27 protein-coding genes are annotated in these 23422 nt (G+C 70.7%); 1 reads left to right on the top strand and 26 read right to left on the bottom strand.

The window, feature by feature from the left end; translation table 11 throughout:
• Positions 1-19: 19 nt before the first annotated feature.
• The gene (locus ACWEF2_RS30245) at positions 20-832 is read right to left on the bottom strand and encodes a peptidoglycan recognition protein family protein (RefSeq protein ID WP_453819687.1); all 813 of its coding nucleotides are present in this window, start codon (positions 830-832) and stop codon (positions 20-22) included.
• A gap of 2 nt (positions 833-834) precedes the next feature.
• Positions 835-957: a hypothetical protein gene (locus ACWEF2_RS30240; protein ID WP_453819686.1), complete on the bottom strand. Its 123-nt coding sequence runs from the start codon at positions 955-957 to the stop codon at positions 835-837.
• Positions 958-1255: 298 nt separating this feature from the next.
• On the opposite strand from ACWEF2_RS30240, the gene ACWEF2_RS30235 reads away from it, so the two are divergent.
• Positions 1256-2302, top strand: a complete 1047-nt coding sequence (locus ACWEF2_RS30235) for a DUF4352 domain-containing protein (RefSeq protein WP_453819685.1) — start codon at positions 1256-1258, stop codon at positions 2300-2302.
• A 63-nt stretch (positions 2303-2365) separates the two neighbouring features.
• Here ACWEF2_RS30235 and ACWEF2_RS30230 read toward each other — a convergent pair whose 3' ends face one another.
• The 24 genes from ACWEF2_RS30230 to ACWEF2_RS30115 form a co-directional block, all read right to left on the bottom strand.
• Positions 2366-2959 carry a hypothetical protein gene (locus ACWEF2_RS30230; protein ID WP_453819684.1) on the bottom strand — a complete coding sequence of 198 codons (594 nt, stop codon included), beginning with the start codon at positions 2957-2959 and terminating at the stop codon, positions 2366-2368.
• 6 nt (positions 2960-2965) lie between these two features.
• The gene (locus ACWEF2_RS30225; protein WP_453819683.1) at positions 2966-4648 is read right to left on the bottom strand and encodes a hypothetical protein; all 1683 of its coding nucleotides are present in this window, start codon (positions 4646-4648) and stop codon (positions 2966-2968) included.
• Positions 4645-9849, bottom strand: a complete 5205-nt coding sequence (locus tag ACWEF2_RS30220; protein WP_453819682.1) for a hypothetical protein — start codon at positions 9847-9849, stop codon at positions 4645-4647. Before ACWEF2_RS30220 ends, ACWEF2_RS30225 begins: the two co-directional genes overlap by 4 nt.
• A gap of 170 nt (positions 9850-10019) precedes the next feature.
• The gene (locus tag ACWEF2_RS30215) at positions 10020-10355 is read right to left on the bottom strand and encodes a hypothetical protein (protein ID WP_453819681.1); all 336 of its coding nucleotides are present in this window, start codon (positions 10353-10355) and stop codon (positions 10020-10022) included.
• Positions 10352-10930: a hypothetical protein gene (locus ACWEF2_RS30210; protein WP_453819680.1), complete on the bottom strand. Its 579-nt coding sequence runs from the start codon at positions 10928-10930 to the stop codon at positions 10352-10354. The genes ACWEF2_RS30215 and ACWEF2_RS30210 overlap by 4 nt, the downstream gene beginning before the upstream one ends.
• Complete coding sequence (locus tag ACWEF2_RS30205; protein WP_453819679.1) at positions 10927-11958, bottom strand: phage tail tube protein; 1032 nt, start codon at positions 11956-11958, stop codon at positions 10927-10929. Before ACWEF2_RS30205 ends, ACWEF2_RS30210 begins: the two co-directional genes overlap by 4 nt.
• 2 nt (positions 11959-11960) lie before the next feature.
• Positions 11961-12185 (bottom strand): hypothetical protein, encoded by a 225-nt coding sequence (locus tag ACWEF2_RS30200; protein WP_453819678.1) that lies wholly within the window; start codon positions 12183-12185, stop codon positions 11961-11963.
• 13 nt (positions 12186-12198) lie between these two features.
• Positions 12199-12675 carry a hypothetical protein gene (locus ACWEF2_RS30195; RefSeq protein WP_453819677.1) on the bottom strand — a complete coding sequence of 159 codons (477 nt, stop codon included), beginning with the start codon at positions 12673-12675 and terminating at the stop codon, positions 12199-12201.
• Complete coding sequence (locus ACWEF2_RS30190; protein WP_453819676.1) at positions 12672-13478, bottom strand: hypothetical protein; 807 nt, start codon at positions 13476-13478, stop codon at positions 12672-12674. Before ACWEF2_RS30190 ends, ACWEF2_RS30195 begins: the two co-directional genes overlap by 4 nt.
• The gene (locus ACWEF2_RS30185) at positions 13479-14375 is read right to left on the bottom strand and encodes a hypothetical protein (protein ID WP_453819675.1); all 897 of its coding nucleotides are present in this window, start codon (positions 14373-14375) and stop codon (positions 13479-13481) included. It abuts the gene before it with no gap.
• A gap of 11 nt (positions 14376-14386) precedes the next feature.
• The gene (locus tag ACWEF2_RS30180; protein WP_453819674.1) at positions 14387-14809 is read right to left on the bottom strand and encodes a hypothetical protein; all 423 of its coding nucleotides are present in this window, start codon (positions 14807-14809) and stop codon (positions 14387-14389) included.
• Entirely contained in the window at positions 14809-15102 is a 294-nt protein-coding gene (locus tag ACWEF2_RS30175; RefSeq protein ID WP_453819673.1) for a hypothetical protein, read from the bottom strand. The genes ACWEF2_RS30180 and ACWEF2_RS30175 overlap by 1 nt, the downstream gene beginning before the upstream one ends.
• Before the next feature lie 29 nt (positions 15103-15131).
• Positions 15132-15359 carry a hypothetical protein gene (locus tag ACWEF2_RS30170; RefSeq protein ID WP_453819672.1) on the bottom strand — a complete coding sequence of 76 codons (228 nt, stop codon included), beginning with the start codon at positions 15357-15359 and terminating at the stop codon, positions 15132-15134.
• Positions 15359-15769 (bottom strand): Bbp16 family capsid cement protein, encoded by a 411-nt coding sequence (locus ACWEF2_RS30165; protein ID WP_453819671.1) that lies wholly within the window; start codon positions 15767-15769, stop codon positions 15359-15361. Before ACWEF2_RS30165 ends, ACWEF2_RS30170 begins: the two co-directional genes overlap by 1 nt.
• 62 nt (positions 15770-15831) lie before the next feature.
• Complete coding sequence (locus ACWEF2_RS30160; RefSeq protein ID WP_453819670.1) at positions 15832-17070, bottom strand: phage major capsid protein; 1239 nt, start codon at positions 17068-17070, stop codon at positions 15832-15834.
• 65 nt (positions 17071-17135) lie between these two features.
• Positions 17136-17930 (bottom strand): HK97 family phage prohead protease, encoded by a 795-nt coding sequence (locus ACWEF2_RS30155; protein WP_453819669.1) that lies wholly within the window; start codon positions 17928-17930, stop codon positions 17136-17138.
• The gene (locus ACWEF2_RS30150; RefSeq protein WP_453819668.1) at positions 17927-19168 is read right to left on the bottom strand and encodes a phage portal protein; all 1242 of its coding nucleotides are present in this window, start codon (positions 19166-19168) and stop codon (positions 17927-17929) included. Before ACWEF2_RS30150 ends, ACWEF2_RS30155 begins: the two co-directional genes overlap by 4 nt.
• On the bottom strand, positions 19165-19359 hold the full coding sequence (locus ACWEF2_RS30145) for a hypothetical protein (RefSeq protein ID WP_453819667.1): 195 nt from the start codon (positions 19357-19359) through the stop codon (positions 19165-19167). Before ACWEF2_RS30145 ends, ACWEF2_RS30150 begins: the two co-directional genes overlap by 4 nt.
• Positions 19360-19369: 10 nt before the next feature.
• On the bottom strand, positions 19370-20866 hold the full coding sequence (locus ACWEF2_RS30140; protein ID WP_453819666.1) for a terminase large subunit domain-containing protein: 1497 nt from the start codon (positions 20864-20866) through the stop codon (positions 19370-19372).
• A 6-nt stretch (positions 20867-20872) separates the two neighbouring features.
• Entirely contained in the window at positions 20873-21433 is a 561-nt protein-coding gene (locus ACWEF2_RS30135) for a phage terminase small subunit (RefSeq protein ID WP_453819665.1), read from the bottom strand.
• On the bottom strand, positions 21378-21635 hold the full coding sequence (locus tag ACWEF2_RS30130; protein ID WP_453819664.1) for a hypothetical protein: 258 nt from the start codon (positions 21633-21635) through the stop codon (positions 21378-21380). Before ACWEF2_RS30130 ends, ACWEF2_RS30135 begins: the two co-directional genes overlap by 56 nt.
• A gap of 4 nt (positions 21636-21639) precedes the next feature.
• Positions 21640-22416, bottom strand: a complete 777-nt coding sequence (locus ACWEF2_RS30125) for an AAA family ATPase (RefSeq protein ID WP_453819663.1) — start codon at positions 22414-22416, stop codon at positions 21640-21642.
• Between the two features lie 256 nt (positions 22417-22672).
• Positions 22673-22897 carry a hypothetical protein gene (locus ACWEF2_RS30120; RefSeq protein ID WP_453819662.1) on the bottom strand — a complete coding sequence of 75 codons (225 nt, stop codon included), beginning with the start codon at positions 22895-22897 and terminating at the stop codon, positions 22673-22675.
• Positions 22898-22901: 4 nt separating this feature from the next.
• Positions 22902-23171: a hypothetical protein gene (locus ACWEF2_RS30115; RefSeq protein ID WP_453819661.1), complete on the bottom strand. Its 270-nt coding sequence runs from the start codon at positions 23169-23171 to the stop codon at positions 22902-22904.
• Positions 23172-23422: the final 251 nt, after the last annotated feature.

Below are 23422 nucleotides of genomic sequence, written 5' to 3'. Positions count from 1 at the left end.
TGCAGGAGCGCCCCCTCGATCACGGGGTAGGACTGCCAACGTCCAGCCGGACCTGAACCCGCTCAATGGCCGCCTCGATCCGCGCCACCAGGCCCCCGACGTCGACCGCCTCGTCCCGCTGGGCGAGCGCCGCGGCGAGCTCGCGGATCGCGACGCCCTGGGCGTCGAGCCGGCCGCCGAGCACAGCGACCGCCCCGCGGGTTTCCTTGACCCACTTGGCGGTGTTGACCAGGACATTTCCCGCCTGCCACTCCTCGTTACCCGGCCGGCCGAACGGCACCTTCAGCTCGTGCTGCCATAGCTCTGTGGCGCTCACGTCGTCGTCCTCTCCTGCGATGAGCCGCGCGACGGCCGCGCGGAAGTCGTCCATGTCGATGCTGTGCGGGTCGGGCTTGGAGGCGTTGACCTCCTTGTGGCCCTTCACCGCGCTCGCGGGCAAGCCGAACTCGCGGCACAGTTCGGCGCACAGCTTCCGGTAGGCGTCCAGCTGCACCGCGGGCCACCGCGTCCGCCCGTCGTTTTCCGCCTCGATGCCGATGCTGTGGCCGTTGGTGTGACCAAGCGAGGTCGACGGCGCGTTGTGCCAGCACCGGCCCGCCGCCACCACGAAGATCCGGCCGTCGCGGCGCAGCCAGATCTGCGACAGCGGACCCTCCAGGCCGGGGCGGCCGTCCCGCACGATGTGCATGTCGTTCCATCCGGCGGTGTGGTGGCACACGACGCCGTCGACCTCCGGCTGAGGGCCGTGGCCGCGGGTGCGCCAGCCGGGCACCTCGGTCACCGGGTGGCCGGTACGGCGGGCGACGTCGGCGGGCTGGGTGAGCCAGGGCATGGTCAGTCCTCCTGCTGGCGTAGGTGGGTGTCGAGCTTGGCCTCGACGCGCTTGACCGCGTCCTTGAGGCTGCTGCCGTCGTTGGTCTTCACCTCGTGCTCGATGGCCGCCAGCCGGGCCATCACCCCGGGCCGCTCCTTGACACCAGGCCGAGCCGGGGCCCCTTTCCAGTCGTCGAAGAAGTCATCGGTGCTCTGGAAAAGGCGCCAGAGGCGTTGACCTCCCCGGGGCGGCCATGAACACATTCAGAACGGGATCATTCGTCATCGGCGGCTCCTTATGGGTGGTATGGGTTGCAGCGGGGAGTGTCCGGATCCGGACACGGCGTAGACCGGGCAGCATCCGCGGGCGTCTCACACGCGTCCCCACATGTCCGGAGTTGACGTGACGTATCCACCCCCATACGGCCGCCCGGATGGGCGTATGACCCTGACGATCATCGTGATCATCGTGATCGGCCTGGTCCTGGGCGCGGTGCTGGCCGTGCGGATCGTCTCCAACTCCATGAGCGGCCGCCCCACGCAGTCGGTCGCCGACGGCAGCGGGCAACCGCAGGAGCTGGAACTGCGGCAGGGCCCCGCCTCTGTGGACCTACCGGCGCAGGAGCAGACCGACGCCGGAGCCCGCGCCGCCGCACAGCAGGCCTTCGACCTGTACTCGGCGGGTTCCTACGGCCCGTTCTGGGACCGCTGGTCGGCGGGATCCCAAGCCCTGGTCTCTCGTGACGACTACCTCACCCTGCATGAGCAGTGCGCGCAGCCCGCGGAGAACCTGCGGTTCACCGTCAACTCGGCCACCGTGACCGGTACTACCGCGAAGGTGCAGGCCAACCGGTTAATTGCCGCGTTCACCTTCGACTTCGTCTACGAGGGCGAGGTGTGGAGGTACGTGCTGCCCGCTGATCAGCAGCAGGAGCACCGCGCCAAGAACGTCGACCAGATTGTGCGGGAGCGGAAGGCGTCCAACCTCTGCGGCAAGGAGCTGAGGTTCACCCCGGTGCCGGCTCAGCCTCCGGCCACCCAAGCCCCGGCTGTGCAGACGCCGGCCGCGCAACCTCTGACGGTGGCGAAGGTCGGCGAAACCGTCACCGTGAACGGCGTCACGGCGGGAACGGCGATCGCGGTCACGCTGAACCGGGTCATCGTCAAGGGCATCCCGGCCAACCAGTTCCTGATGCCGAAGCCCGGCAACAGGTTCGCCGCCGTTGAGCTCACCATCAAAAACGTCGGCACGGCGGTCTACTCCGACTCGCCGATCATCGGCGCGGCCATCATCGACAGCGAGGGGCGGCAGCACCGCACCACTCTCGGCGACATCACCGAGGGCACCTCGTTCGGCGGAGCGGTCACCATCGCGGTCGGCGACTCCCGGAAAGGCTTCATCACATTCGAGGTGCCGGAATCCGCGAAGCTGGCGAAGCTGCAGTTCGGGCCGACCTTTTCTCGGCAGAAGGGCGAATGGGTGCTGTGAGCGCCGCCATGGCCCACAGGCCGTATGGGGTGTGCACCGTCACCGTCAGCGGCCCGTGACCGGCTACGCCGAGGTCAGATAGGTACCCCAGATCATCACCTGGCTCGTCGCGGTCTGAATGCTGGAGGAGTACAGGGTGCTGGAGGCATAGTTCTGGATCTTGAACCGGTCGCGGTTGGTCGAGTCCAGCACCCCCATGCCCTGTACCTGCGGGTTGGCCCCCCACGGATACCAGCCCGCCGAAACCAGCTCGAACCGCCCGGTGCCGGGCGCGTACCCGTTCACCGGCGCGGAGATCGCGACCTGCTCCGACCCGCTGCCGGTGAAGGTCGTCGTGACGATGATGCGCGCGTAGACCTCCACCACGTTCCCACTTTGCCGGTAGCGCCCCCACTCATCGAGGTTGGAGGTGTTCACCACGTTCGCCGCGGAGTAGAGGACGGGCGTGTAGGTCTTCCAGACGGCACCAAGCTCCTCCCATACAGAGCCTGTGTATCGCAGGGTCTTGTTGGTGTCGGTCTCATAGATGTGCATCCCTTGTGATGGGGAAGCTGGCCGGGTGGAGGAGGTGCAGCCGATCACCACCTGCCGCATCAGGTAGGTGTCGACATCGGAGCTGGTCAGAATCTCGCCGACCGCGAAGTCCTTGAACGCCACGTCACGTCACCATCCCAGCTTGTTGTTGTCGAGCGTCCCGTAGGTCGGGTCGTCGAGGATGAAGGAGATGGTCACGGCCGCCGGTGACGGGTCGAGGGTGAATGTCCAGGACTGGTCGGTGATCTCGTCCTGGACGCCCTCGATCCACAGGTCCAGCACCCCGCTCGGTGCGCTGCCGGGCAGGTTCGTGACCTGGATGCGCTGTCCGATCTCCGAGCCGAGCAGTTCCTCCCACAGGGTGGGCTGTGTGCGGGCCTCGATGCTGATCTGCCCGGCTCTTGGCGAGGGTTCGGCGTACTTGGCCAGCAGGAAACTGGCTCGGTCGGCGGCCTCCGCCGTGTTCGTGAGCAGTGTGTCGAGTCGGGTGCTGTAGGTGCCGTAGTCGTCGATGCTGGCGGCGTCGGTCCGGGTGGATTCCAGCCCGGTGTTGGTGAGCACGGTCGCGTCGTTGATGAGCAGCGCGTCGTCGACTACGAAGTTCAGGTCGTCGCGGCACTGGTCGGCGGTCACCGTGAGCACCGTGGTGGCCGGGCGTTGCCGTCGTCCCCGGTCCTGGAAGACCGCGCCTCCGTCGCCGGAGATGAAGAACAGGCCCGCCTCGCTCCTGGCGACCGCGCGCAGCAGGGCCTGGATCGACTGGCGGGCCTCATCGCCGGTCAGCCCGAGTACGGACAGTCCGGGGTCCACCAGGGTGGAGGTGATGCCGGCGGCGGCCAGCAGCGCGTTCGCCCGCCCGCCGGAGAGCTGGTTGTCGGTGAGGGCGACCGCTCCGAGGAGCTGACGGCCGAGCAGTTTTTGCCGGTCGGTCGCGGTGAGGGCGGCATAGCCCAGCACCCCGCCGGTCCAGGCGTGCGGCCACCGGTCGACGAACCCGGTGTAGCGGATGTACTCCACCCCGGGGGATGTCCAGGTGCTCGCGGCGGCGGCCCGTTCGAACTGCAGCGCCGAGACGTAGACCGCGACCGAGGACGCGGCGGTGGTGGTCGTGCCGATCACCTGCCGGGCCCATACCGCGCCCGCCGGAGCCGTCCCGGTCACCGCCAATGCCTGAAACGACGTCGACAGTGCCACCGCGCTGCCGCCCGTGTCCGAGAGGAACGCGCCTGATCCGTCGTACCAGCGGATCCGCGCGTTGGCCGACAGGGCCAGGGAGGCGTCTCGGCGGGCCCGGCACGACAGCGTGTAGACGGTTCCGGCGGTGACCGGGATCGCCTGGCTGGTGGCCGTGTCCCCGGACACGGTGCCCACCCGTAGATAGTGGTCGGGTGCGGCCAGGGCGCCGGTGTCCCACCGGATGCTGGAGGTCTGCCCGGCGGGCACCACGACGGTGTCGACGGCGATGCTGCCGGCCGAGGAGGAGAACAGCGTCGTGGTGGACGCTCTGGCCTGGCCTTCCAGCAGGAGGTTGACGCTGACGGGCCAGCGGGCGCGGAGGCGGATGGGCCGGTTGATCCGCACGTTCGGATAGTGCGGTGAGCTGGTGTTGCCCGCGGTGTAGCGGCCGTCCTCGTTCGTCAGGACGAGGTGCAGCGTGCCGGGCTGCACCTCGTCCAGCTCATGGCTCCGGCGCCGGGAGATGCGAACGCCCAGCCACCACTCGACGTCGGCCGACACGTCCCGCCACAGAGGGCTGGAGTCCGCGCTGTCGCGGGCGAACGCGATCTCACACCAGACCTGCGGCATCGTCACGGCGCGGCCCCCAGCGCGCCCAGGTTGAACCCTCGCCCGCGGGCCTCGTTCAGCGCGGCGATGACCACCCGGCTGATCTCGTCCCGGCCGATCAGCGGCTGGCCGGCGAAGTTGAACACGAACGTCACCCCGCCGCCGACCGGCAGCGACATTCCGGCCACCCCGGATGCCCCCACCGCGTACGACGCCGACGAGCCAACCGACGCCAGCCCCGTCAACCGGCTGGCCGCCGCCGTCACCTGGCCGGCGCCGCGCATCATGCCGTCCGCGAAGCCCTCGGCCAGTGCCTGCCCGGAAAACAGCGTCCACCCCCGCCCGGAGAACGGCCCCTCCTTCGCGGGTGAGAACGGGAACAGTCGGCGGATCTGGCCGAGGATGTCGGCGGCGGAGTCGTAGGCGTTCTGCAGCATGCTGTATAGGCCGTTGATCAGGCCCTGCATGATCGCCCGCCCCGAGTCATACAGCATGCGGCCGACGTCGCCGAGCGCTGCGATGATCCGCCCGGGCAGGCCGCTCACCCAGGCGGTCAGTTCCTCGAACTTGGTGATCGCGGTGTCCTTGGCCTCGCCCACCCATTTGGCGAGCATGCCGGGCAGTTTGCCGAACCAGGCACCGATCGCGGTGATCAGGTCCGGGATGATGCTGTGGCCGACGAGTTCGTCATACAGCCACTGGAACCAGCCGACGACGTCCTTGATGACCGGCACCACGTGGTCTTTGAACCACTCGACCGCGTCGACCACGACCTTGATCATCTGGGCCAGCTCGGCGAACCGCTCCTTGGTGGGCAGCATGTAGGCGATCAGGTCCACCAGGAGCGGCAGGATCGGCATCAGCGCATCCACCAGCCGCACCAGGGTCTCGGTCAAAACCACGACGAGCGGGGCGAGGGTGACAAAGAGATCCACCGCGGGTGGTAGCAGGCGCACCACCAGATCGGCCAGCGCGGGCAGGATCGGGGTCAGTGCCGGCAGCAGCTCCAGGAACGCGCGGATGATCTGCAGGAGGCTGGGGGTGAGGTCGATGACCGCCTGCAGCAGCGCGGTGCCGACGGTGACCGCCATCTGCGACAGCGCCGGCAGGATCGGCGTGAGCTGCTTCAGCAGCTCACCGAGGGCCTGGATCAGCAGGATCCCGATGTTCATGGCGAGCTCGGCCAGCACCGGCAGGATCGGCGCGGCGGCCAGATAGAACGCCGTCAGGAACCGCGCGACGTCGCCGAGCAGCGGCGCCGCGACCGCGAGCACGTCGTTCATGACCGGCAGCAACGTGTCGATGAGCTGCGACATCGCCGGATACAGCTGCGCCATGATCGGCAGGAACGCGGCGAACGACTGGGCGATCTGCGACACGTACGGGGTGGCCATGCTGATCGCCCCGGCCAGCTGCGTGCCCAGCAGCTGGAAGAACTGCTGGGCTATCGGCAGCAGCGGCTGCATGGCTCTCAGCAGCGTCCCCAGCACCGTGGTGGCCAGGGTGAGCAGCATGGGCAGCAGCGGCGTCAGGGCGACGAGCGCCGAGGACCAGGCCTGCACCAGCGGGGCCAGCAGCGGCGCGAGGTCGCGGACGGCCGTGGCCAGCGACGTGATGAGCACCGCCGCCAGCTGACCCAGCAGCGGCGGCAGCGGCGCCAGCACGACGACGAGCGCCGCCAGGGCCTGCCCCACGGGCGTCAGTGAGGTGCCGAGCGCGGTGAACGTCTGGGAGATCGCCTGCCCGAGCGGCAACAGGGCGGGTCCCAGCGCCGCGATGCCGGATGCCAGCCCGGTGATCAGCGCGGAGATGCCCGGCTGTAGCGCGGCCAGGGCCGGGCCGATCTGCGCGATCAGCGGCGCCAGCGCGGCCAGGGCGGCGCCGATGCCGGTGACGATCGGCGCCAGGGCGGGTAGCAGGGCGGCCACCGACCGGGCGATGCCGTCGATCACCGTGGTGACGGCGGGCAGCAGCGGCGCGACTGCGCGCAGGATCTGGCCGAGGACGGCGATGACGGCCCCGCCCAGGGTGGAGGCGATCTGGCCGAGCACCGGCAGCAGCCCCGACAGGGCGGGCAGCAGCGCCTGCACGCCGGAGGCGAGGGCGGTGGCCAGGGCGGCGGCCAGCTGCGCCAGAACGGGCAGCAGCGGTGCGACCGCGCTCAGGACGCCGCCGATGGCGGCGCCGACCGGGCCGAGCGCGGGGGCGAGGGCGGTGGCCGCCGTGATCACGTTGTTGATCACGGCGGCGATGCCCGGCGCCAGGCCGGTCACCGCGGCCAGGATGGAGCCGACGATCCCGCTGATGCTGGGGGCCAGCCCGGCCAGGGTGGAGACGATGGAGCCGATCAGCGGAATCAGGGTGGCCACGGCCGGGCCGAGCGTGGTCACCACGGCGGTGATGAGCGGTCCGAGCGTGGTCAGGGCCTGGCCGACGCCGCCGAGCAGCGGCGCCACCTCGGTCAGTGTCTGCCCGAGCGCGGCCACTACGGGCTGCAGGGCGGCCAGGGCGGGCCGCAGCGCGCCCGCGGCCTGCTCGGCCAGGTGCGCCGCGGAGGGGATCAGGGCGGTCACCGAGGGCAGCAGCCGCGCCAGCACCTCGCTGAGCTGCCCGATGAGCGGGGCAGCCGCGGTGGCGGCCTGGGCGAGAGTCTGCGCGAGGACCAGGGCGAGCCGGCCGAGCGGGGCCAGCAAGGGCGGCACCGCCTGGGTGAGGGCGCCGAGCACGGTCAGCAGTGCCCCGCCGAGGACACCGGCGACCTGCCCGGCGATGGGCAGCAGTCCGGCCAGGGCCGGGAGCAGGGCGGAGGCGATGTCGGCGGCCAGCTGCACCAGCCGCGGCAGCAGGCCGCCCAGGGCGGGCAGGAGCGCGCCGAGGACCTGCTGGGCGAAGCCGGCCAGCAGCGCGATGAGCGGGCCGGCGGCGGCCGCCGCGGCGGTGATGCCACCTGCCAGGGAGGTGAGGGCGGGCAGCAGCGCCTGCACCCCGCCAGCGAGGGTGGTGGCGATGAGCGCGGCCAGCCGGGCGGCGACCGGCAGCAGCGGCGCGACCGCCGACAGCACGTCGCTGATCGCTGCGGCGACCGGGGCGAACACGCCCGCCAGATCACCGGCCGCACCGGCCAGGGCGGCCACGACGGCGAGCACGCCCGGGGCGAGCGCGGCGACCGCGTCGCCGATCGCGGAGATGACCGGCCCCAGCGAGGCGATCGCCGCGGCGATGACGCCGACGGCGGTGATGACGACCGGCACCAGCCCCTGGATGGTGGACGCGATCACGCTGATCAGCGGCGCCACGGCCGCCAGGGCACCTCCCAGAGCCGCACCCAGCGGGCCCAGGACGCCCGCCAGGCCGGCGACGGCGGACGCCAGCGCGGTGATCACCGTCAGGACGCCGGGCGCCAGCGCGGCAAGACCGTCGGCGACGCCACCGATGAGCGGAGCCAGAGAGGCGATCGCGGAGGCGACGACGCCGATCGCGGTGACCGCGACGGGTGCGAGGCCGGCCAGGGCGGAGGCGACGACACCGATCAGCGGCGCCAGCGTGGACAGGGCGTCACCGAGCGCCCCGCCGAGAGAGACCAGGACGGGAGCGAGGGTCTGCACCGCGCCGCCGATCGCGGCGACCACGGCGAGCACGCCGGGGCCGATCGCAGCCAGCGCGGGCACGACCGCCTGGATGGCGTCGACCAGGATCGGCCCGACCGCCTGCGCGAGCGCGACGACGAGCGGCGCGAGGGTGGCGATGCCGGTGACGGCGGCCTGCAGCACCGGGATGAACGCCGCGGTGATGGCGCGCAGGGAGGAGAAGATCCCGACCAGGACCTCTTGGCCCTGCGCCGAGTCGACGAAGGCGTGGACCGCGTCCAGCAGCTGGCCGAGCACACCGAGCGCGTCCCCGCCGCCGGACTGCATGGCCCGGCCGACTCCGGCGAGGATCCCGCCGACGTCCGCGGCGATCGCCCCCAGCTGCCGGAACACCGCGACGGCGTCGGTCATCCACTCCAGCGCCCGACCGGACGCCGAGGCGGCCGACAGGAACTCGCCGAACCGCGTGGCCAGACCAGCGAGGCCGGGCGCCATCCCGGCGATGAACCGGGCGCCCACCACGGCCAGGTCCCGCAGCCCGGCCAGGAGCGGCACCAGGCCCGGCCCGAGGGCCTGGATCATCTCCAGCAGGCTGGCGAACACCGATTGGACGGCGGTGACCGACTCGGCCGAGCTGATGAACCCGGCCAGCTCAGCGCCGATCTCGCCCAGCGCGGCGGCGACCGCGGTCATGCCCTCGGTAAGAGCGGGCAGCAGCGCGTCGGCGATCTGAGTGAGCCGGCCCACCAGCGGCCCGAACAACGCGTCCTGGACGCTGTTTTTGAGGGCGTCGAGGGCGGGCTTGAGCGCGTGCAGCTCCCGGGCGACGTCCTGAGCGGCCGGAGCCAGCTTGGCCAGCGCCGCCTCGAAGGCTTCGGCGTCATCGCCGAGTGCCGCGGAGAAGGCGTCGCCGACCCCCTGCAAGGCGATCTTGAAGGTGAACATGGTGGCGGCCGCCAGGGCGATCGCCCCCGGCAGGGCGGCGATGATGCCCACCGCAGGAGCCAGCGCCGCCAGCAGCTGCCCGACACCGGCGGCCGCCGACACCGCCGCCGCGGCCAGCCCGGCGGCGGCGCCGAGCTTGATCGCGGTGGCGGCGATCGGGGTGATGACCCGCACCAGGGTGGCGCCCAGGTCACGGATCCGGCCGGCGAGGCTGGTGACGTGGCGGGTGGCGGTCTGCAGGTGGCCGCCCAGCCACTGCGCGCGGTCACCGACATCCCGTATCGCCGACACCGCGGTGCTGGAGAAGTCGCGCAGGCGCCCGGCGGCGCCGGAGATGGCCTGGCCGGTCTGGCCGAGAACCGTCCCCATGCCGCGGACGTGGCCGGTCAGCGTGAGGGTGTGGCGGCCGGTGCTCTGCAGCCGCCCACCCAGCTGCTGGGCCCGGCCGCCGAGGTTGCTCATCGCCGCACCGGAGGCGGCGGAGAAGCCCCGGAGTTTCGCGGCGCTGGCGGACGCGGCCTGGCCGGTGCGGCTGAGGGTGTCGCCCATGCCGCGCAGCTGGCCGGTCGCGGCGGCGGCCTGACCACCGACGTCTTGGAGCCGCTTGCCGAGCCGCTGCGCCTGATCCCCGACCTTGTCGAACACGCGGCTGGCGTGGTCGCGGGCGAAGATGTCGAACGCCATCGAGGAGGACAAGGAGCCTCCCCTCGGGGTGATCACATCGCTATTGAGTTAGGTCTGGTTCTGCCGGGCCATGTCGTCGATCGCAGTGCAGAAGGCGTCGAACTCCCACCAGCGGAGCCGGTCCAGCTCCCACGGCTTGAGCCCGAAGTGGTAGGCGAGCCGCACCAGGTACTTGCGGCGTTTTACGGCGAGGGAGTCTCCCCGGACCCGCCGCCGGTAGGGACCTCCTCGCCGTCCTCGCCGTCCTCGACCTCGCTGAAGACCACGTCGGTTTTCAGTGACAGCCGGTAGGCGCCCGAGACGATGTCGGCATAGGACACCTCCTCACCGAGCCGGAACTTCAGCAGCAGCCACAGCAAGGCGGCGAACGCCTTCATCCTCTTGGCCTTCAGGTGCTGGCCGAGCTCGTCGACGGTGTACCCGGTGGCGTCCTCGATCGCGATCGCCTCATGCAGCGCGATGTCCTCCAGATCTAGCTCGACCGGCGGAGCGCCCTTGATGCTGACCAGTGTTTTCATCGGAACCTGAACCTCCGGGTGATCTTCTTGTTGACGTCCGCCATGGCCTTGCCGATCTCCATACGGACCCGCGGCGCGTGCCGGCGGAGAGTGGCCGAGAACCACGGGCGGCCCTGCTGGTGGACGTCCGGGTCGTGGCCGAACGTGGGGTGATACCAGCCGCCCGGCCGGTCGAGCGCCCAGGGCAGCGCCCTCTGGTCCTCCGGCAGGCGGTCGGCGTCCACCACGATCCGCACGCCCGCCTTCTTGCCGGAGGGCCTGACCTTCAGGCTGATGGCGGCCGCGATCGTGCGCCGCAGCCCCGAGCGGCGCTCGGCCGCTGCCCTGCGCTTCTCCTCGTCGGCGATCTTGGAGCGGCCCGCATGGAACTCTCGGCGCCGGGCGCGGCCGCCGCCGTGGGAGCCGGTCACCGGCAGGGTGCGCACCGTCTGCTTGGTGGCCTGCACCGCCGGCCGCCCGGCGGTGCGGATCGCCTTGCCCAGCCGTTTGCGCAGGTCGCCTCGCCCGGCGGTCTTGAGCGCCTTGGAGAGGTCCCGCAGCTGATTCGCGCCGACGACCTTGACGTCGACGCTCACAGCGCCGTGTCCGCCGACACGATCTTGATTTGGATCGGGGCGTCCGCTTCGTTGTCGTACGCCTCGATGCCCGTCGACATCTGCACGACGTCGGCCCCGTCAACCGTGGGGGCCGCCTCCTTGAGCTTGCAGGCGGGCAGGATGATGTCGAACAGGTCGTTGGCGCCGCCGCCGGACGGGATCGCCGAGCCGGTCATGGTCAGCTGCAGCGCGGTCGTCGTCCCGGCCTGGTAGACGTCGTACAGCTCAACCTTGCTGAACTCCGCATCCAAGGTGCCGGTAATGCTGGGCGTGCCGTTCTCCAGCGGCTCGGCCTTGATCCCGGCGCTGCCGAGCCCGAACCTTTCAGTGGCCATGGGCGTCTCGCCCTTGATGGCAATCTTCTTGATGACGGTCGCGACTGCGGTGCCGCCGGTCACGGCGAGTTCGCCGCTCGACGTCGCCGGAATGCCGCCGAGCTTGAGTGTGGTCTGCGAGAAGTTGAAGACCTCCGCACTGACGAACGACGCGGAAGCCAGGGCGGTGGCGTTCGTGCCCGCCATCCCGTCGAAGTCGATTTTGAGCTGAGCGACCTCGCCGTCGGAAACGGAGAACTCCCACGACTTGATCTTCATGCCGCGATACGTGAACGGCACCACGGTGCCGGTACCCGGCTCCGGGCGGCCCACCTGCACAGTGAGGCTCTTGCCCTTGAAATCGCCGGGCGTATGGATCTGCTTGTAGGCGCTGGTGGAGGCGATCTGCACCGGGGTGGCCGCCGACCCCAGCATCCGCGCCACCAGCAGCCCGATCCCGCGCGAGCTCACCTCGAACGTGAGGCTGCCCCCGATCGTCGTCCGGGATTTCACCACCCGGCCGGCCCGCTTGTACTTACGGCCCACCCGCAGCGCCGTCGGCTCCAGCCACGTGGGGCTTTCCTTGATGTCCTCGCTGATGAACTCGATGAACTTCGTCACGGTCACTGCGGTGCCCACCACGGACTCCGCGACGAACCCGAACTGCGCGTCAAGACCCGATCCGGTCGCCATGGTCAGTCACCCGCCCTCTCGCCGCTCTTCGGCTTCGCTTCCTTCAGGAGCTCCCATGTCTCCTTCGGCCACGCCCGCGCGTCCCCGCCCTCACCGACGATGTAGGCGTCCCCGGTCTCGGCGACCACGTCGCCGTCGACCACCGCGACGTCGCCTGCCTTTGTGACGGGCCCATCCGACCGGCCCACATACCGGTCGTCGCCGGAGATGTTCCTGAATCTGGCCACCTGCTGTCCTTCCTTAGATACGGGTCTTCACGGCGACGGCGAACACCACACGAACCTCGGCACCGGCCGAGGTCTGCGCCTGCCATAGGTTCCCCGCGGCCAGTGCCGCCACCGTGGGCGGCGGCAGCCCCAGCGACGGATCAGCGCGCAGGGCGGCCTCCAGGACGCCGAGGATCGCGTAGCAGCGGTCCCGCCGCGGCCTCATGGCCGTGTCCCCGGACCAGACGATGACGCTGCACGTCACCTGCAATGTCTCGTCGCGGGCGCGGGCGCCGATGCCTGCCCAGTCCTGGGTGGCCTCGACGGCCTGGCCGTCGCCGTCGGGGTCGCCGTCCCAGCCGACGTACACCAGCTCGGTGTCGGTCTCGGCGGTGACGGCGGGCCCGTCCAGCACCCGCACCCGCTCCATGCCCGCGGCCGCCGCGATGGCTGCGGTGAATCGGACCGTGAGGGCGTCGATGACCGCAGGGGTGCGCGATGGGGCGCTCATGCGATCGCCGGAGGCTGGTCGCCGAGCAGCTCCTGGGCCCGGCGGGGGATGGAGAACCCGAACCGTGGGTCGTAGACCTCATCCGAGCCGCCGCGGCGGACGCCGCCCATCTGGCCGCGCTGGGTCTCCCACATGTGCTGGATGATGAGCAGCGCCGCCTGCCGGACATGAGCCGGGACCTCGGCTCGGCCGGCCAGGTAGGTGACGCGCAGCGGGCCGGGCAGGTAGCCGCCGTCCAGCCGGGTCACGATGCCGGTGGGGCCGTCCAGGTCGAGGTCGGCCAGGGCCGGAGGGGTGCCGCCGGGGCGGATCGCGGCCACGCTGGTTAGCTGCAGCGCCGGCGGCCGATTCAGCGCGAGACCGTACCCGCCGGAGTGTTTCTCCGTCACGGTCCGGCGGACGATGGAGCCGACGATCCACTCGATCGGCTCGGTCACCGCCCGGATGAACCCGGCGAGCTCCTCATCATCGGTGGTGACGTCGGCCGGGATGTTGACCTGCTCCTTGGCGTCGGTCAGGGAGACAATGCCCGCCTCGCCCCACAGGGCCGCGACGTCGAAGCCCTCCTCATCGGCGCCCGCCGGGCCTGTGGTGACCCAGCGGGCGACGTACCGCCCGGCCAGGGGCGGCGAGTAGTCGTAGTGGTACAGCCCCACACCGTCGGCGGTCGGCGTGAGCGGGGTCGTGGTCGTGCCGTCGGGCAGCAGGATCGTCAGGCTGATCCCCGCCGGAGTGATCAGGGTGCTACCGGAGCGGACCTCGGTGGTCAGCCGGACCGTAGCCCCGATCGCATGGGTTGCCATCTATCCCTCACCTCCACGCAGGGTCACCAAGGGGTGAGAGCCTCCGGTCACGGTCGCCGCCGGTCCCGAGCCGGAGGTGAGCCGGGCCGGCAGCGGGTCGACGGCATCGGATGTGCCGGTCAGGGACGCCGTAAGTGCGGGCAGTGTCGCGGCCAGTGCTCCGGCCGGGGTGATGACCTGCCCGGCCAGCGCCCCGGTCAGGGCGGGCAGCGATCCCGCCGCGGTGCCGGTGACGGTTATTGCCCCGGTCAGGGCCGAGCTCAGCGGCGGCAGCGTCGCGGCGGCCTGCCCGGCCACCTGAATCGCACCCGTCAGGCCGGCGGTCAGCGCGGGCAGCGTCACGCCGACGGTGCCGGAGACCGGGGCGGCGTCCGGCAGCGTCGACGACGACAAGCCTGGAGTGCCGTCCCAGGACGCGCCCGGCGAGTCGCCGTCGAAGTAGTCCTGAAGGGTCGCCTGCTCGATCAGCACCATGGTGAAGTCGGTGACGTTGACCGAGTAGTTGATGCCATCCACGATCACCCGGGCCGCCACCGCGCCGGCGGGCGCCACGGCGGTGACCGAGACGCGGGTCACCGTGGCCGCCGACGCACTGTAGTTCGCGCTCGGATAGCCGAAACCGCTGCCCCCGGCGTTGATCCACTCGATGTAGATCGCGCCGGAGGAGACGTCGAACGAGGCGGTGCGCAGGGAGACGCTGACGGTGTACGTCTGGCCGACGGTAACCGCGCCGGTCGCCGTCGCCGCGGTGCTGATGAACGTTCCGGCCGTGTACCGGGCGGCCCAGCTCCGGTCGAACCCGGTGACAGCGGTACGTGCCGGGGCGCTACTGCCGCCCCAGCCGGTGACGGCGGTGCCGCAGGCCGGGTTCTGGCAGAGGTTGTGACGGTCGGCCATCGCTCAGCCCGTCAGCCCGCGGGCATGGTCACGGTGCCGCCGGTGATCGAGACGTTGACGCCGACACTGATGACGGTGGTGTTCACCTCCAGATCACCGCCGCCGCCGGTCACGGTCACGCTGCCGTCCAGCACGGTGGCGCCGGAGCTGTCCTTGGCACGGAACCAGCCGGCCGTCCCCGCGGCGGCGCCGGTCGCGGTGCGCGGGGTGCCGGCCAGCGTGGCGACGCCGGGGGTCGCGGCTCCGGCGGATCCGAACGCGGGGTCGGCGAGCGTGACCGTGGCCAGCAGGGTGCCGCCTGCGGCGTCGTTCGCGCTGGCCGGCTGGCTGCCGGTGCGGATTTCCATGGTGGCGGCGCCGGATCCGGCGTCCAGCAGGTCTACGACGGCGTCGGCGGCGGCGTTGCGGACGCCGGTGGGCAGACGGATGGCCATCAGAGGCTGCCGGAGTTGATCGGCGCCGAGGTGAGCGTCACCGCCACCTCGTGGGTGAGGTAGCCGCCGGCCCCGTCAGGGATGCGGTCGCCGCCCGCGTCGAGGTCGTAGGCCGCGATCGACCCGCGCAGCGGATCCGTCCACACCGTGATGGTGCGGTAGGTGCCGATCGGCCACCCCTGATTCTCCAGGCGCTGATCCAGCAGCCACGTCCAGAACTGGGCGTGGCCGGGGCTGTTGCGCAGTTCGGGGTCCATCCGGATCGTGGCCACCAGATACGGCTGATCAGACATGCGTTCTCCGATTCATAAGGCGACCACGATCAACTTTTCTTTGCTCTGGCTGTGCGGTTTGCGCGTGAGGGGGCCGCCGTGGTCTCCGGCGCCGCGTCGCCACGCTCCGGCGTTTCGGCCTGCTCCTGGCGGACCAGTTCGGCCATGCCCGCCTCACACCACGACGCCGCGGTCGCGGCCGGCAGGTCCACCTCATCACCCCTGATGTAGGAGACGTCCTCACCGGAGACGCCGGTGAGGATCCGCACCCGCACCATCAGTTCCTCACCACAGGTGCGACGGCCGGATCGCCGAGCACGACGGCTGCGCCGATCGCGCCGCCCGTCGCCGGAGACCCCGACACCGTGACCACGACCCGCAGATACCGCCTCAGCCCGATGTAGCCGACCTCGAAGACCTTGTTGTCGTCGGCCGCGACGATCGCCGGTTCGGCGCCCTGCAGATAGGCGTCAGCCACCGCGGTGAACGTGTTGTTGTCGTCGGAGTCCTGCACCTCGACGGTGTGCGTGCCGTCGGTGATGGTGCCGGTGGCGACGACCACGAGCGCTGACTGGTAGTCGCAGCCGTCCTCCTTGCGGTCCACGCCGGTGCCGGTGGCGGTAGTGGTGCGCACGGCCGGCACGATCGTCTGCTTGACCAGCAGGTTGTTGTAGAGATCCTTGGACACGTTCGGTTTCCCTTCCACGAGCCCGCAGACGGCGCTTCCGCCTGCGGGTCGAGCAGCTCAGATCAGGACGCGGCGCCGTGCTGGAACAGGCGGAACGCGGCGGCGTCGTCGATGCGGGCATCCAGGCGGGCGAACCCGTGGAAGCCGACCTGCAGGTAGTCGGCGTAGCGCTCGCGCAGGATCATCAGCTGTACGTCACGGACCTGCCGGACGATGTAGCCGCGCTTGAAGTCGCCGAACGCGATCGACTTGGCGGACACGGCCGGGTCGGGCATGTCGTCGTCGACGGTGTAGGCGAACCCGTTGATCGTCGCGGGGAAGCCGGGCACCGGCACCGGCTGCCACAGCGGCCGGTTCTGGCCGTCCTTCAGCTTGCGGATCAGCTTGAGCATGCTGTCGGCCAGCACGTACTGGGCGCTGCCGCGGTAGGCGGAGTTGACCGAGTGCTCCAGGTCGATGAGGTCGTCGTAGGTGATGACCGGGGTCGCGCTGATCGCGCCGGTCTTGCCGACGATTCCCCCGACGGTGATGCCCTCGGGCTGGTCGACGCCGGTGCCGACGCACAGGTGCTCTGACACCGCACGGCCAATACGGGTACCGAGCACGCCGGGCAGCCACGTCTCCAGGTTGAACACCGAGTCCTGCAGCAGGGCCAGGGCGACGCGCACCAGGTCGGAGGTGTAGGTGTGAGCCTTGAGCTTCCGCTGCCCCAACGTGACGTTGACCTCGTTGACCTGGTTGTTTTCGGCCAGGATGCGGCCCTTGGTGGCGGTGTCGTCGTTGGTCGGCCACGGCAGGTCCTGGCCGGTGCCGGTGGCGATGACATTCGCCAGGTTCAGCAGCCCACCGAACGCCACCATCGTCTCGGTCATCGTGGCCCGGAAACCCTCGGGCACCAGGTAGCCGCCGGCGGTGTCGACGACGGTGCCCAGCGCGCGAACCTCACCGAACCCCTCGCTCAGCAGGTCCCGCTGGGCGGGGGTGAGCCGGTCGAGGCCGCGGCGGATGAAGGTGTAGAACGCCTCGGCGTAACGCGCCTCCCGCGCCTCCTGGCCGCCGCCGGGGGTGGGGTCGTCGCCCCGGCCGGTGATGATCTGGGAGCGGTCGACCTGGTCGAGGGCGGCAGCACGCTGCAGCCGGTCGATATCGGCAGACACCACCGACAGGCGGGCCTCGGCGAGGTCCCAGTTCTGCCGCTCCTCGGCGGTCAGGTCGCGGTCCTCCATGCCCCGGCGCAGGTCCTGCATCCGGGTCCAGATCTCGTTCTGCTCATCGATGAGCCGCTTGAGCGCGGTACTCACAGGGTGCCTCCTCGGGCGTTGGGCATGCCGACAAACCCGCCGGGGCGGGGTGGGGCCGGGGTGGGTCAGGCGGTGGGCAGCTTCAGCCCATAGCGGGCCGCCAGCCCCCGCATGGCCAGGTCGATCTCCTCGACGCCCCTCCGAGTGGTCTCGCCCGGCTCGGGGGTTTCGTCAGCGCGAGTGGACTCACCCGGCTCGCGCGCGATGACCTGCAGAACGTCCCGCAGCTCGGGACGATGAACGGCGCGGCGCTCGACCGCGCCGACGTCCGCCCTCAGCGCGAGGGCCGACGCCACACTATTGAGCTCGGCCTCGGTATCCACGAAGACCGGGAAGGTGACCGCCGAGCACTCCAGCAGACGCGTCTCCAGCACCGTCCGCAGCTCGGCCTCGTAGAAGCGGGTCTTGCCCTCGTCGTCGACCTCCTCCACCTCGATCACGGACCACGCGTCCTTGATCACGTAGAACCCGATGGACATGCCGGTGATGTTGCCGTTGCGCAGGTTCGCCTTAAGATCCCGCACGTACGACAGCTCGACATCCAGCGCCGAGTCGGTCTCCAGGCCCCGCTTGGACTGGGCGAGCGCCAGCGTGCCGGCCGACACCCGGGACACCACGTAGTAGGAGTCGTGGTCGATCAGCATGCGCTGATCGCCCTCCTGCAACGTCTTGGTGTAGGCGCCGGGCGCGAACTCCTCGAAAAACCCCCACGTCTTCGGGTTGCCGATCGGCGCCCGCACGCCGAACGGAGAGGCCAGGCCGGAGAACCGCTCCGCGCCGGAGTCGTCGGCGCGTAGCTGGGCCCCGGTCGCCGCGAGCGCCAGGCGGCGCCGCTCCTCGGTGGTCACGGTCAGCGTCATCCCTTGCCGTCCTCGTCGTCAGATGGGTCCGATTCACCGTCGTCGGCCGGAGACCCGATCGGCACCATGTTCGCCGGCCGCCAATACCCCTGGCCCTGGCCGTCGGGCAGCGGCGGCCGATCCTCCAGATCGCGGATGTCGTCGCCGGAGAACGCGCCGACCTCGCGCATCACCCGATACATCTCCGCCCGGGCGGCAGAGTCTCCGCGCAGCAGCCCCTCAACCTTGTAGCGGGCCTCCGCCCCGGCGGGCAGGAGTTCCTTGGTGATGCGCTGCTCGGTCGGCGCCAGCCAGGTCGGCGCCAAATCGAAACGCACCCATCCCGTGGCCTGCTGCTCCAGCCCCGTCCCCCACGAGGTCGACTTACTGGTGAGGCCGAGCAGGAAGTGCGGCACTCCGAAAAAGCGGGCGATCTCCTCCACCCCGAACTGGCGGCTTTCGAGGAACTGAGAGTCCTTGGCCGGCATCGTCACCGGCGTGAACGCGGCCCCGGAGTCCAGCACCGCGACCTCGTGCGCGTTGTGCAGGCCCGACATCTTGGCCTTCCACCGCTCTTTCAGCGCATCAGCCTGATCGGAGGTCAGCTTCTGATCGGTCGACAAGATGCCGCCCATCATGTTGCCGCTGCTGAACAGGCGGGCGCCGTACTCCTCGGCGCTCAACCCCAGGCCGATGGCCTGGGCGGCGAACCGCACCGGTGACAGGCCGCGCAGGCCGTCGTAGCCCAGAGCCGGCAGATGCAGGATCTCGCGGGGTGTCAGCCGATGGTAGGCCCCCCAGTCGTCGACCACGCCGAACCACTTGCCGGACGGGTTGCCGTCGCTGGGCCGCTCCCGGTCCACCTGCACCCGGTCGGGGGTGATCGGCCACAACTCCTTGATCACACCGGCGCGGTTGCGGACCTTCTGCGCGAAGGCATCACCCCACAGGCAGCGGTGCACATACGTCAGTCGCCACAGCTCCAGCGCCGTCAGCTCCGGGTGCGGGTTGGCCAGCAGCGGCGTCGGCAGACGGTCCTTGGTGCCCGCCGCGAACGTGGGCAAGGGCAGTGCCGAGGCCACCCCGGCGATCAGCGCCGTGCACCGCCACACCGCGCTCATGGCCAGCGCGCTCCGCTCGGTCACCTGCACCCCGGACGCGGTGCGCGACCCGCCCATCCACTCCAGCAGCGCGGAGGAGGTGAGCGGCACCGCCGGGTCCTCCATCGAGCGGCGGTCGAACAGCCCGAACAGGCTCACGCCGCCCCCCGCTGTTTCCCGGCGGCCGATGCGGCCTCCTTGGCCTTGGCCGCCCGGACGGCCGCCGACGCGCGCTCGGTCGCCACCACCCCCAGCAGACCGGCCAGGATCAACGCCGCCGGTACCGACAGCAACGCCACTCCGGTCAGCAGTACCAGCACGAACCCCACTTCGACGGCAAGCAGCCTCATCGCGGCCTCCTCACCACAGATTCGGCGCCGCAGGTGGCGCCGCGGCGGGCACCTGCGACAGGAACAAGCCCATCACCATCGCGATGCAGGCGTCGATCTTCCGCTTGGAGCGGCCCTTCGACAGGCGCCACCCGGTATCGGTCTCCCGCACCGCCGCCGACATGACATGGTCGGTCAGCACCGGATCGTCCCCGTGGATCACCAGGCCCTCGCAGATCAGCCGGTAGGCGTCCTGACAGGCCGGCACCATCGAGGCCGCGCCCTGGCTGAACTCCGCCATCGGCAGGCCCTCATCCAGCAGCACCTCGGCCGAGCGCTGGAAGTAGGCCGGGTCGTAGGCGACCGTCTGCACATTCAGGTCGCGGTGCAGCTGCCGCAGATGGTTCTCCACCGCGTGCACGTCGATCGTGTCGCCGGCCGGATCCCACACCCGGGACTGAACCGCGACCCGCCCGTCGCTCTGCTGCTGGGTAACCACCACGGCGACGCTGTCGTGCTTGAGCGCCATGTCCACGGTGACCACGCACGGCAGGTCCGGGTCGATGACGACGTCGCCCGCGCAGGCCTCCCAGACGCCTGGCGGCAGCCAACTCTCCTCGGCCCGCGTCCACCGGCCCAGGTGGTAGCGCTCGAACTCAAACCGCGGGATCTTCCGGAACCGGGCCAGCACGTCGCCCACCCGCAGGAACGCCCCCGCCGCGGGGTTCGCCCGCAGCACCGCGGCAAGCAGCTGGTCGGGGTCGTCCAGGTCGTAGACGTCCGGGGCGCCGTAGTGGACGAACAGAAACTCCGGATCCTCGATCTCACCGGCGTTGACCCGGTAGCCGTCCAGGTGCATCCGGCCCGCCAGCGTGTCCAGGTCGCTGCCCGCCGTGGTGGTGTTCAGCTCCAGCGAGTTGGCCCGCTTGGACAGCCCGCCGGTGAGCACCAGGTGCACGCGCGCCTTGTTCCCGACCCACTCGTGGATCTCGTCGGCGGCCACCAGGTTCGGCCGGCCGCCGTCGTTGGTCCCCGCCACCGCCGCGACCCGAAACGCCCGCCCGGGCCCGGCCCGCACCAGGATCTCGGTGTCGTAGGCATCGGTGTGCGCCGTCAGGGTGGGGCTCTCGCGGCAGGCGTGCTTCATGTCGCCGAACAGCAGATCCGCCTGCTCGAACGACGCGGCCGCCACCGCGATGACCGGCGAGCCCTTCGGGCCGAACAGAGCCGGGCCGAGCAGCTCGAACAGCATGATCCAGCCGCTCAGCGGCGTCTTGCCGTTGCCCTTGCTGATCTCCAGCAGAGCCCGGCGGAACCGCCGCTGACCAGTGTCCGGATGGTATTCGTACAGCCAGTAGATGAACTGCTTCTGATACCGCAGCAGCTTCACCGGCTGACCGAAGAAGTCGCCCTCGCCGTAGACGCAGTGCGCCTCGATCCACGCGCACACGATCCGGCCGTGAGAGGGCCAGCCCAAACTCCTCGGCGCCGACAGCGGCCGGCACACGGCCGCCAGGCCCGCGCTCACCGGCGCCTACCCGTCGGGGACCACCTCGGCGTCGACGACGTCCAGACGAGGGTCATCGTCATCACCCCCGAGGAACGGCGCGTTCAGATCGGCCAGCGACTGGGCGGCCTGCCCCAGCGTCACGCCCAGCGACAGACGGGCCCGCGGCGACAGACCGAACCGGTCCTCCAGCTGGCGAACCTCGGCCGCTTGCGTCTGCATGTGCCGCAGCAGCGGGTTCATCACCGCCTGCCCTTTGGAGCCCTCGATCATGTGGCCCTGGGCGCGGACCGATCGACGCGACCGCTCCAGATCGTCGTACAGCCAAAACAGCCGCTCAAGCGCCGGTAGATCCGACACCGCGTCGGCGAGCGCGGCCACCGGCGAGGCCCAGTACGCCTCCCAGCGGCGTTTCGTCACCGCCAGCAGATACGACGGCGGCTCCGGCAGCCCGCCCTCTCCTTGACCCGCCGGCTGCAGCGACGGCGTGACCAGCTGCAGATCCTGGGGTGCGTTGCGCCGCTGCCGGTCGTCAGGATTCTTCGGAGTGGGCCCGCGACCGGCCATCAGACGCTTCCCCACCCTCATCGTTCTCGTAGACGAGCACCTGCAAGACCTCCGGCAAGATCACGATCTCTACGCCGGGAAGCTCGGCCCTGAGCCTCGCCTTGAGGTTGTCGACCCCCTCCATCGACAGACGACGCGCGGTCGCCACGACCAGCGTGTGGCCCGGCCTCACCGCCGTGGCACCCAGTTCCATGGACACCCGCATGTTCGCCGGACCCGCCATGACCTCACCTCGTCTGTTTGATCACCGTGTCTCGCGGGTCCGGCTCATACGCCTCGAACCAGGCCCGCACATACCCCCACCACTGCTGGGGCCGCTCACCCATCACCCGCTGCAGGCACATCTCCTCCGACGCCAAGATGACGACCACCCGCGCCCCGTACCGGCGCCGGAAGCGCTCGCGCACCTCCCGCTTGGCGCCCGTGTGGATCACCCACGCCCGCCGCACCGTGTGGTTGCCGAGGACCAGCCGGTCCAGCACCGCGTCCCGAGCCTCACACACGAACGGGGCGTGCGACTCCACATGGTGGTGCGCCTCGGCCCCGGCGGGCTGCAGGGCACGCGCGATCGCGTCGTAGTCGACCACCAGGTCACTGTCCAGCGCGTGCTCGCGGACGTAGGTGTTCTTGCCGGAGCCGCCGGGCCCGCACACCAGCGTGAGCAACAGGCCCGGCACGATCGGCGTGTCCAGGCTCGCCTGCCGTGCCGAGTTGCACGACCGGCACAGCACCCGCAGCGGGCCGCGCGGATCCCCGCCGCGACCGGTCGGCAGCACATGGTCCGCGGTGAGCTTCTCAGCCGGGTGCGCAGGCTTCTGCCAGCCTGGGCACACCCACCCGAACTGCTCCACATGCACCCGGACGGTGTCGGCCCGGCGCCGGGATTCGTTGCGGCCGTACCCGTCACGGTTGCGAGGCCTTCGTGGGACGAACCCGGTCGCGGTTTCGCAGGTTGGGCAGATGCCGGTGACGCGCTGGCGGCAGGTCGGGCAGATGCGCGGCATCTGACGCACTCAGACCCCCAGACCCGTACGAAAAAAAAGGGTGGGGGCACATGGGGTCACCGGTGGGGTGATCTTGAAGATCGGACACCCCCCCTGACCTGCGGAAACACATCACCGCAGGTCAGAGCCGCTACTCAAGAGCGGCGACGATCACTCTCCGCCGGATCCGACGGGCGCCACGGTCCATCTGGCCGAGCATCGCGTGCAGTGGATGGCGCGGGGCTCACCGGACCGGAGGGCGCGGCAGTCCAAGCACTCACGCCGGGGCATCGCCGTCTGCCCATGCCAGCAGCTCACGGGCGAGCTGTCGTGCCGCATCGCGGGTGAGGCAGCACGACGCCTCGGAGTCGCCGAGGACGTCGAGGCGGAGTGTGTCGTTGAAGGCGGGCGCGTCGTGCAGGCAGATCTCGTAGGTCTGCTCGCTGGGCTGGTAGGCCTCGGCGTAGGCGGGGATGGATGCCCGGCTGGCCCAGATACTCATGGTCCTACTGTGCCCGGATCCAGGCCAGTGCGGTGGCCACGTGGCCCTCGATCACGGGCAGGCTCGGGCATGGCCCGGTGATGTCGACCGACACGGGGATGAGCGGGTCGCCGGCCGAGTCGTAGCCGACGAGCTGCAGCCAGATGTGGGGGATCTCCCCGCCGGGCCGGTTGGTGATGACCATCATCACTTCGTGGTCGATGGTCTCGCCGGGCAGGGCCTGGTCGGTGATGGCGGCGGTGACGAACTCGGAGACGCGGTCGGTCAGGCGCACAGGGTGGTCCTCTCGGTGGGATGGTACGGGTGCCGTGACCGGCTTCGCGCGTCACGGTCACGGCACCCGGTTTGTGGGGGCGGCCCGGTCTCCGGCGTCCCTCAACACTGGAGGCCGGGCCGCAGGGCTCACGCACCCGGTGGGGGTGGGGTACGTGAGCGGGCGCACCCCCGCCAGGTAGGTGCGCAGTCTGTGAGAACAGAGGGGGACAATCGCGCGAGGTCAGCGTCGCTTGATCTTCTTCACTGCCA

It is taken from the genome of Streptosporangium sp. NPDC004631, assembly GCF_053601935.1.
Note: the sequence above shows the minus strand (reverse complement) of the source record. Positions and strands in the feature narration are given on the sequence as shown.